The 8,841-nt window shown below is 65.0% G+C and carries 8 protein-coding genes; 2 read left to right on the plus strand and 6 right to left on the minus strand.

Going from position 1 to position 8,841, the window contains the following annotated elements; genetic code table 11:
- Nucleotides 1-35: 35 nt before the first annotated feature.
- Nucleotides 36-884, plus strand: a complete 849-nt coding sequence (locus tag GJ654_RS17890; RefSeq protein ID WP_155447541.1) for an SDR family oxidoreductase — start codon at nt 36-38, stop codon at nt 882-884.
- 182 nt (nt 885-1,066) lie between these two features.
- Here GJ654_RS17890 and GJ654_RS17895 read toward each other — a convergent pair whose 3' ends face one another.
- From GJ654_RS17895 to GJ654_RS17920, 6 genes are all read right to left on the minus strand, one after another.
- The gene (locus GJ654_RS17895) at nt 1,067-2,077 is read right to left on the minus strand and encodes a L,D-transpeptidase (RefSeq protein WP_155447542.1); all 1,011 of its coding nucleotides are present in this window, start codon (nt 2,075-2,077) and stop codon (nt 1,067-1,069) included.
- A gap of 61 nt (nt 2,078-2,138) precedes the next feature.
- Entirely contained in the window at nt 2,139-3,026 is an 888-nt protein-coding gene (locus tag GJ654_RS17900) for a LysR family transcriptional regulator (RefSeq protein ID WP_264586299.1), read from the minus strand.
- 436 nt (nt 3,027-3,462) lie between these two features.
- The gene (locus tag GJ654_RS17905) at nt 3,463-5,859 is read right to left on the minus strand and encodes a hypothetical protein (RefSeq protein ID WP_155447543.1); all 2,397 of its coding nucleotides are present in this window, start codon (nt 5,857-5,859) and stop codon (nt 3,463-3,465) included.
- 92 nt (nt 5,860-5,951) lie between these two features.
- Nucleotides 5,952-7,094: a glutathionylspermidine synthase family protein gene (locus GJ654_RS17910; RefSeq protein WP_155447544.1), complete on the minus strand. Its 1,143-nt coding sequence runs from the start codon at nt 7,092-7,094 to the stop codon at nt 5,952-5,954.
- A complete protein-coding gene (locus tag GJ654_RS17915) occupies nt 7,091-7,483 on the minus strand; it encodes a hypothetical protein (protein WP_155447545.1) in 393 nt (130 codons plus the stop codon). The genes GJ654_RS17910 and GJ654_RS17915 overlap by 4 nt, the downstream gene beginning before the upstream one ends.
- Entirely contained in the window at nt 7,483-7,887 is a 405-nt protein-coding gene (locus tag GJ654_RS17920; protein WP_264586300.1) for a DUF350 domain-containing protein, read from the minus strand. The genes GJ654_RS17915 and GJ654_RS17920 overlap by 1 nt, the downstream gene beginning before the upstream one ends.
- Nucleotides 7,888-8,030: 143 nt before the next feature.
- On the opposite strand from GJ654_RS17920, the gene GJ654_RS17925 reads away from it, so the two are divergent.
- Nucleotides 8,031-8,744 carry an SIR2 family NAD-dependent protein deacylase gene (locus GJ654_RS17925; RefSeq protein WP_155447546.1) on the plus strand — a complete coding sequence of 238 codons (714 nt, stop codon included), beginning with the start codon at nt 8,031-8,033 and terminating at the stop codon, nt 8,742-8,744.
- The last annotated feature ends 97 nt before the right edge of the window (nt 8,745-8,841 follow it).

The following is an 8,841-nucleotide window of genomic DNA, read 5'->3' on the forward strand; positions in this document are numbered from 1 at the left end:
TTTCGACCGCCATCGCCAATGCAAGGAGACTTTTCATGACCATCGCCATCACCGGGGCCACCGGGCAGCTGGGCCGCCTCGTCGTCGCCGCCCTCAAGGCCAGGGCGCCCGCCGCCCGCATCGTCGCGCTGGCGCGTTCGCCGGAAAAGGCCGCCGATTTGGGCGTGGACGCGCGCGCCTTCGATTATTCCAAGCCCGACGCCCAGGCCGCCGCGCTCGCGGGCGTCAAGACGTTGTTGCTGATTTCGTCCAGCGAAATCGGCCAGCGCGCCGCGCAGCATCGCAATGTGATCGCCGCGGCGAAGGCGGCTGGCGTTTCACGCATCGTCTATACCAGCCTGCTGCGCGCCGACACGTCGTCCCTGAGCCTCGCGGACGAACATCGCGACACCGAGCAGGCGATCCAGGCGTCCGGCCTCGACCACACCATCCTGCGGAATGGCTGGTACAGCGAGAACTACACCGGATCGGTCGGCCCGGCCGTGGCCGCCGGCGCTTTCATCGGCAGCGCCGGGAACGGACGCATCGCGTCCGCCGCGCGTACGGATTATGCCGAGGCTGCGGCGATTGTCGTCACCTCCGCCGGCCACTCGGGCCGCGTCTACGAATTGGCCGGCGACACCGCCTACACGCTGACCGAGCTCGCCGCCGAAATCAGCAAGCAGACCGGCAAGGCCATTCCTTACAAAAATCTAACTGAAGCGGACTATGCCGGCGCTTTGATCGGCGTCGGCTTGCCTGAAATCTTTGCGCGCGCCATCGCGGGCTGGGATGTCGCGGCGTCGCAGGGGGCCTTGTTCGACGAGGGGCGCGCGCTTTCGACCCTGCTGGGCCATCCGACCACGCCCATCGCCGCAAGCGTGAAACACGCGCTCGGAAACTGATACGGTTTCCGCAAGATCGCTTCGCGATCCGCGAAAACGAAATCGCACGGAAATCCTCCAGGCGAAGGGCGGATTTCCGCGCGAGTGGAATACGATTTCCGAACTGATCGTTCGGAAATCGTATGACGGGCGCGCGCGTCCAAAACGTCGTGGCGAACGACCAATCCGTTGTTCGCCGCCCCTCAACTCGTGACGATCACAAAATCAGACCCCGTCCGGCTGTCCGGCGACAACGGCGCGTCCGTCAAAACAAGCACCATGCCCGGATGCATGCGCGCCTTCATCGCCGCCACAAAAGCGTCGTCGGCGCGGATGCGGCGGATCACGTCCTGTTCCTGCGCAAGCGAGGCCCCGTCGTCCGCGTGATGGCCGATTCCAATCCAGCCCATGCCGTTGGCGCTGCTTTCGGCGCCTTTCAGGACGAAAACATGAGACCCGAGCGGACCGCCGCCCTGTAGCGCCAGGGCCGAGCGCGCCACCACGCGGTCGTTCTCGATGAGTTCAACGGCGCCATCGGCCGAGGAGGCGATCACGCTGACCACGGGCGCGCGCGCGGCCGCGTCCCAATCTGACGGATGTTTTTTCCCGTCGAGGCCCGCCACCACATGTTCGAATTCCTGCTCCGCATAGGCGTTCAGCACCATGCCGGGATGGGTCAGCGTCCAGGGATCGGTGTGCGCGCCCGCGATGATCACCGGCGTCCCCATATGCGTGACCGTAAACAAAAGTTCGGAAAAGCGCATGGGCAGCCGGACGCAGCCGTGCGAGGCCGGATAGCCCGGAAGTTTTCCCGCATGCAGCGCCACCCCCGACCAGGTGAGGCGGTTCATGTTGGGCATGGGGGCGTCGTCATAGGTCGAGGACTTGTGATGCTTGTCCTTTTGCAGGACCACGAACACGCCCGTCGGCGTCGCGTGTCCCGGCTTGCCCGTCGAGCAGGTGGAGACGGCGATCCGCACGCCGTTGCGATAGACATGCACCCGCTGCTGCGGCAGGGAAACGATGATGCTGACGGGACCGTAAGGCGCGCGTTCGGGATGCCAGGTGAATTGCCCGGGTTTGAGACTGGCGATGTCGGTCAGGCCTTCATCGGACGGCGCGGCGCCGCCGGCCTGTTGCGCCGATGCGGCGCTTGAAAAACCCGCGGCGAAAAACGTTCCGGCAATAAAATGGCGGCGGCTCAATCCCGTCATCGGCAGCGCTCCTTAACAAAAAGTTAAGCTACCAATAAATCCAATGCGGTGCGCCGCCAAGCTAACTTCGCTGCTCCAGTCCGCCGTTGGACGCCTTCCCCAGAAACAGATCGCAAAACGCGCGCGCCGCCAGCGGCAGGCGCTTTTCCGCCCGGTGCAGCAGAAACCAGTGCTTCATCAGCGGAAACCCGTCGACCGGCAGAACGGCGAGCCGCTTGGTCTCCAGTTCGAGCGCAATCGTCTTCAGCGGCACGATCCCCAAACCAAGCCCCGCCGCCACCGCCTGTTTCACCGCCTCATTGGTGTTGACCTCGCAGCTCGACCGGAATTCGAGGCCATTTTCGGCAAAGAATCGCTCGATATTGGCCTGCGTGCCCGATCCCGGCTCGCGCGCGATCATCGCCTCCTCGCCCAAGACATCGACGGGAACGCGCGCGAGCGTGGTCAGCCGGTGATCGGGCCGGGCGACCACGACAAGCGGATTGTCCATGAACTGATGCGCCACCACGCTGGCGTCGTCAGGCGGCCGCCCCATGATCGCGAGATCGGTGCGTTTTTCCAACAGCGCCGCCAGCACGGACTCGTGGTTGTCGACCTGAAGGCTGATGCGAACCGAGGGATAGCGCTTCACATAGTCGCTGACGATGCGCGGCAGGAAAAAACTCATGGTCGAGATCAGGGCGATGCGCAAAATCCCGCATTCCAGGCTGAGATGTTGCTTCATCGCGGACTTCAGGTCCGACATTTTCGCAATCAGTTCGCGCGCGTGACGCGCAAGCTCCTCGCCGGCCTCCGTCAGAACCAGTTTTTTGCCGGCGTGGTCGATCAGCGGCAGCCCCACCTGCTCCTCGAGCTGCTTCACCTGCATGGAAACGGCGGGCTGGGTGAGATTGAGTTCGCCGGCCGCCCGCGAAATCGACCCAAGGCGTCCCACGGCTTCAAAGATCACCAACTGGCGAAGTGTGATGTTAATTCGCCCGCCTCCCCTTGAGACCAGCGCAAGCCAATTGAGACCAGCGCAAGCCAAGCCCCGCTTATAGTCATATAACCAGAACTGAATTGCAAATCCAATGCGTTAACATAGGTTTATATCAGTCGTGAGGGGATGCCCCCCCCACAAGACCAAAGCATGGAGATGCAACGATGACCAAGCTGACCCCCTCTGAATGGACCGCGGCGGCTCTCGTGACCGCCATGTCGCTGGGTCCGCTCGTTCCTTACGCGATTTATTAACAGCGTCCGCGCCGCGTCCGGGGCTGGACCCGTCGCGGCGCGCGACTCAACCGATGGAGGCAAGCGGAACCCTGATCCAGCGAGCGTAGCGCATGGCGGGACCAGGTCGCTGACCCCCAGCGCCGGCGCCCTGGCTGCGCTCGCAAGGCGAACTACCGCCCCCCCACATATTTGACGATATCCTCGATCGAGCCGCGATTGGCGGCGTCACAAAATTGGGCGTCGAGCTCCGCCTGGACCGAAGCCGACAGCCACCAGCTCATCGAAACCTTGGACATCGCCGGCTTCTTGTTCCTGAGCGCGGCGCATTGCGCATCGAACAAGGCGTCGTTGGCGGCCGGGCCGATCTCGGGCCTCTCCTTCATCAAAATCTTGAAAAAGCCCATCTGCTCCGTCCCGTTGATGCGGGCAAGCTCGTGGACGGCGAGGTCCGCCGCCTCCTCGCCATGGCCGGCGCGCGTGGCCAGCAGCGTGTTCAGCGGCGCCGCCAAAATGCCGAGCGCCTCGGTGACAAAACCCTCGTCGAGCGGTCCGAACCTGGGCGTGGCGGCGGCGCGCGGCGGCGTCTTCTTCACGCTCAGCGCGACATCGGGATCGTTCTGCACCCAGACCAGCGCCGGCTTGACTCCCAAGCCGCTCAACGCCCGCGCAAGGTCGGTCGCCGTGCTCAGCCCCGAATTCTCGAAATAGCCGCCATCGACGACGCGGTCGCCATAGGTGGCGTCGGCCTCGTTGCGCAGCACCCCGGCGGGCGAAATGATCGGAAAGCGGGCGCTCAACAGCGCCGCGGTGGACAGGCGCAGGTCCGGCGCGTCGCGCACCAGCGGCCGGTCGGCGGCGCCGTCGTGCGCGGCGGGACAATCGCCGCCGTCCGTCGGGCAGGGCCGCGACATCAGCTCGAACACGTCATAGGTCTGCGAATAAAGCGCGATGCGCCCGTTCGCCCCGTCTGGACTGGCGTAGGTCGAGATCAGGTCCGAGGCGACGATGCGGCGCCCGGTGGAGACGGAGGTGCCGTTGAGCAGCAGCAGCGGCAGCCACCCCTCGCCCCCGGCATAGCCAAAGGCGCGGCACAGGCCCTTGCCCGGCTGGGCGCTGCAATTCTGCGGCGCGCGGCTGCGCCCGGAAATATAGCTGTAATGGCGCTCCCAGCTCTGCTCCAGCAGGGCGGCGCGATCAAGGATCATCGACCCCGTTTCAGGCGGGATCGCGCGCGGCGCGAAATTGTCGCGAAAGCCGAGGCCGATAAAACCGCTCGACAGATAGTCGCCGGACACCAGCAATTGCAGGCAGGAGCGCCAGGAGTTTTGCGGGTCGGGAGCGCCGGACGCCGCGCCGAACCACAGCCGGTCGCTGCGCACGCAAGGCGGCGCGCCGCCGCGCTCGGCCGCGTCGGCGAGCGCCGCGCGGATCGTCGCCGCGCCGAAGGCGCCGCCGGACACGCCGGAAAGGGCGAAGATCTTGCGTCCGGGCGCGCCATCGCCCTTGGTGCGATCGATGATTTCGCCGGCGAAGGTCGCGGCCATGAAGGCGGCGCGGCTGGCCCCGCCTTCGGCCGCGATCACCAGCGCATACGGGCACTTGCTCGCGTCGTCCTGGCAGCCGTTGGCGGCCCGCCATTTGTCCACGGCGATTTTCAGTTCGATCTGGCGGCCCGTGAGCTGGTCCGCCGGCTTTTGCGGCAAGAGGCGGACATCATTCAAATGCGTGTTGGTCGCCGTGACCACCACGGCGATCGCGACCAGCGGGGCGAGCACCGGCCAGCCCTTGCGATGTCCAATTCGCGCCAGTTCGCTCAAGACCAGCACCAGCGAGCCGAACAGCAGGGGAATCAGCAGCGCACGGTCGAAATAGAAGGCGAGCCGGTGCGGCGCGAGATAGGCGACGACAAATAGAGCGATGGTGAAAACCAGCGACGCGCGCGCAAACCGGGTGAGCCGCCGCCTCACCTGCGCGGCGCCGTCGGAGGCGCGCAAATCGGCGCGCCGCTCGATCCAGCCGAGCAACCAGCGCCGCCCGATGACGAACACGATGAAGAGAACGGCCGCGACGGCGTCGCCCAGGGCGATCCACAGGATCTGGCTCTGCGCGCGCTTCACCTCCTCGAGGTCGCGCGCGGTATCCATGGTGGCGTCGCAGAAATACAGGCCGAAGCCGACAGCGATAAAGGGGATGAGTCCGAGCACGCGCGGCGCCCACTCGATCGCACAGCCCAATTCTGTTCGAAGTTCCTCCTGCAACGCCACGAGTTCGGCGTCCGACACGGTCCGCCGCACCGCAATGGGAACCAGCCAATGCGGCTCATCGAGGACGCGGCGCGCGCCGTAATGGACCGGCCAGGCCCACAGGAAGAACACGGCGAAAAGGAACCCGAGCCAGTGGCCGATCTGCGCCAATGTGCTGGAAAAGGCGAGGTCCGCGAACAGGTTTTGCGCCTGAACCACGCCGAACAGCAGGAAGAAGCCGGCGACGACCGAAATCAGCGAAAAGCGGCAGGCGGCGAGCAGTCGACCGAACAGCACACATTTTCGCCAAACACGCGCGAACATCCGCGCCTCCTGAAATCAAGCCCTGAAAACGCTGACGCCACAATGCGCCAATGCTCCCTCAGCGGCAATAGCTTACCTCAAGGTTGCACAAATCAGTCGAGGATACAGTGCGGCATAAAGCGCGAGCGGTCGCCGGTGATTTTTGAGATATCCTCGCGCACGCCAAGCCCTGCGGGCTCCTCGCCCACCAGCCAGCTGCCGAACACGGGAAAATTGCCGCCAAAATCCGGCAGGGGGCAAAGCGCCTGCCGGATTTTTGGGCCGCCATAGGCGAGGTCCGGCCCGAGGATCACCTCTTCGCCATGCAGCTCGACATTGCCGCCCTCGCGCGAGCGCAGAGGTTTGCGCGCAAATTTCTGCCCGAGTTCGGCGGCTCGGGAATCGTCGTCAAAAAAGCAGGGCAGCAGGTTCGGATGTCCCGGCGCGCTCTCCCAGGCCAGCGCCAGCGCGCCTTTATTCGACAGCAGCATTTTCCACGCCGGCTCGATCCACCGCGCCTCTTTTAACCCCGGCGCCCGCCCAAACGCTTCGTCGAACATCCACTCCCACGGATACAGCTTGAACATTTTGCCAATCGCCCTGCCCGAGCGATCAACAAATTTGTCCGCCGCCAGCCCGATGTCGCCCATGTCGATCAGCGCGGTTGGCAGCCCCGCCTGTCGCGCGCAATCCTCCAGATAGGCGGTCGTGCCGCGATCCTCGACGCTGTCGATCACGCAGGCGAAATGCACGAATTTTTGCTCGCCCACCAGTCGCCAGCGGTCGATCAGCCGCTCATGCAGCGCATTGAACTGGTCGGCGTTTTTCGGCAGCGCGCCGCAGGCGATCATCTGCTCCAGCCAGTCCCATTGCACGACAGCGCTCTCAAACAGGCTCGTCGGCGTATCCGCGTTATATTCTAGCAGCTTTGGCCCGCCGTCCCAGGAAAAATCAAATCGGCCATAGAGGGACGCATCGCGCCGCCGCCAGCTCGCCGCGATGACGTCGCGCGCAAAATCGGGAACGCCGAGCCGCGCCATCAACGCCTCGCTGGCGACGATCCGCCCGGCGAGCTCACAAAAAAGCGCGCCAAGCTCCAGCGTCGCCTTTTCCAGCGCCTCGATCTCAGCAAGCGAAAACACGTAGCGCGCGGACTCATCCCAATAGGGCTCTCCGTCGCTATGGGAAAAGGCAAAGCCGATTCTATTGGCCTGCTCGGCGAAATCTTTTCGAACCGGCGAGGCTTCGCGCCTCATTCGCCGCCCCCGCCATGTCCGCCGCTGGCGTGGACGCCGCTCGCCCCCGTCGCGCCAAAGCCGCCATAGGTCGCGCCATGAGGCGCCGACGTTGTCCCACCGCCCCAGCCCCAGCCAAAATGGAAGCCCGACCGCGAGCCCCCAGCGCTGGAGCGGCAGGTCGCATCCTTGGACTCGGTCCACTCGTCGTTCGAACACTTTTGGCGCTGCGTCAGCGCCAGCCCGGCCAGCGCCGCGAGACCGGCGGCGGTCAGCGCCACGGCGAAGGAGCGCAGGCGGGACGGCGGCAGCGGCTCGGGTCCGCCGAGCCCCCCGGGCGCGCCCAAAACAGGCGCCGGCGGTTTGATCTCCGGCGCGTTCCGCCGCCCAAATTCCTTGCGCTTGGCCATCACGGGCTCATGCAGGCGGCGGCGATCACGCCGGAGGAGACGGACACGGCGGCGGCCCAGATGGCCGAAGCCATGGCGTTCTGCTCGATGGCGTGGGGCAGGCCGGGATGGAGCAGCCGCGCCAGCCCATAAGCGACGAACTGGCTCACCAGCGCCACGACGCCCCAGACCGCGAATTCGACAACGCTCGTCGTGTGATGGATCGCCCCGGCCAGGGCGACGGCGAATCCAAGCAGCGCCCCGCTATAGGCCAGTCCCGCCGAGGCGTTATGCTGGCGCACGATCAGGTCGAATTCGTCATAGGGGGTCAGGCGCGCATAGATCGCGCAGAACAGCACGACAAAGCCGATCGATCCCAAAAAATAGGCAAAAAAGGCCGCCACGCCGGGAAGAAAATCGGGCACTCAGGCCTCCTGTTGCAGCGGGCGCAAGGATGCCGCGCCAACGGGCGCAGCGCAAGCCGTGCTATTGTTCGCACATGCGAAATGGGCGTGGAGTTTCCCTGGGAACGGTATAAAATGAGGCAGAAGATTCGAGGCGCCCTTTGATGCCGCAGATGATACTGCTGACCGGCAGCGGCATTTCCGCCGATTCCGGTCTTGACACCTTTCGATCCTCGGGCGGACAGAGCCTGTGGGCGCTCTACGATGCCGATGTCGTCTGCAACTACGAGGTGTGGGAAGAGAATTTCGAGCTTGTGCACGAGTTCTATTCGAAGCGCCGCGTCGAACTGGCGGGGGTGGAACCGAACGCCGCGCACAAAATGGCGGCGGAATGGCAGAAGCGCTACGGCGCCGAACTGATCACCCAGAACGTCGACGACCTCTTCGAGCGCGCCGGCGCCCGCGACGTGGTCCATGTGCATGGCCGCCTCACCGGCCTGCGCTGCCTGAGCTGCGAAGCGCAATGGGACTGGGGCTACCGCCCCTTCAATCCGGCCGAGCATCGCTGCCCGTGCTGCGGCGGTCTCCACGAGGTCAAGCCGGATGTCGTCTTCTTCGGCGAAAGGGCGCCGCTTTACCAAAGACTGTGGGAGCGGCTGGATTCCCTCAGCCACGAGGATTTGCTGATGATCATCGGCACCTCGGGCAATGTGCTGCCCATCGCCGGCATCGCCCGCCACACCCGCGCCGTGACCGTGCTGTCCAATCTGGAGCCGGAGCCGACCATTCCGGAAAACTATTTTGATCACGTGATCCACGGCCGCGCCGCGGAGCTCGCCCCGCGGCTCGACGAGCTGGTCAAGAAAATCCTGGATTAGCAGGCTGAATCAGTCATACCAAGTCTCGCTGATCAGAACCCATGCGCCCAATCGCGGAGTCCGATGGACATGATGCGCCACGGTTGGTCGACGAGCT

Source organism: Rhodoblastus acidophilus, assembly GCF_009720655.1.
Classification (GTDB): domain Bacteria; phylum Pseudomonadota; class Alphaproteobacteria; order Rhizobiales; family Beijerinckiaceae; genus Rhodoblastus; species Rhodoblastus acidophilus_A.

Coding starts and splice junctions, on each gene's coding strand:
- GJ654_RS17890 (WP_155447541.1), top strand. CDS start 36: ATGACCATCGCCATCACCGGGGCCACCGGGCAGCTGGGCCGCCTCGTC.
- GJ654_RS17895 (WP_155447542.1), bottom strand. CDS start 2,077: ATGACGGGATTGAGCCGCCGCCATTTTATTGCCGGAACGTTTTTCGCC.
- GJ654_RS17905 (WP_155447543.1), bottom strand. CDS start 5,859: ATGTTCGCGCGTGTTTGGCGAAAATGTGTGCTGTTCGGTCGACTGCTC.
- GJ654_RS17910 (WP_155447544.1), bottom strand. CDS start 7,094: ATGAGGCGCGAAGCCTCGCCGGTTCGAAAAGATTTCGCCGAGCAGGCC.
- GJ654_RS17915 (WP_155447545.1), bottom strand. CDS start 7,483: ATGGCCAAGCGCAAGGAATTTGGGCGGCGGAACGCGCCGGAGATCAAA.
- GJ654_RS17925 (WP_155447546.1), top strand. CDS start 8,031: ATGCCGCAGATGATACTGCTGACCGGCAGCGGCATTTCCGCCGATTCC.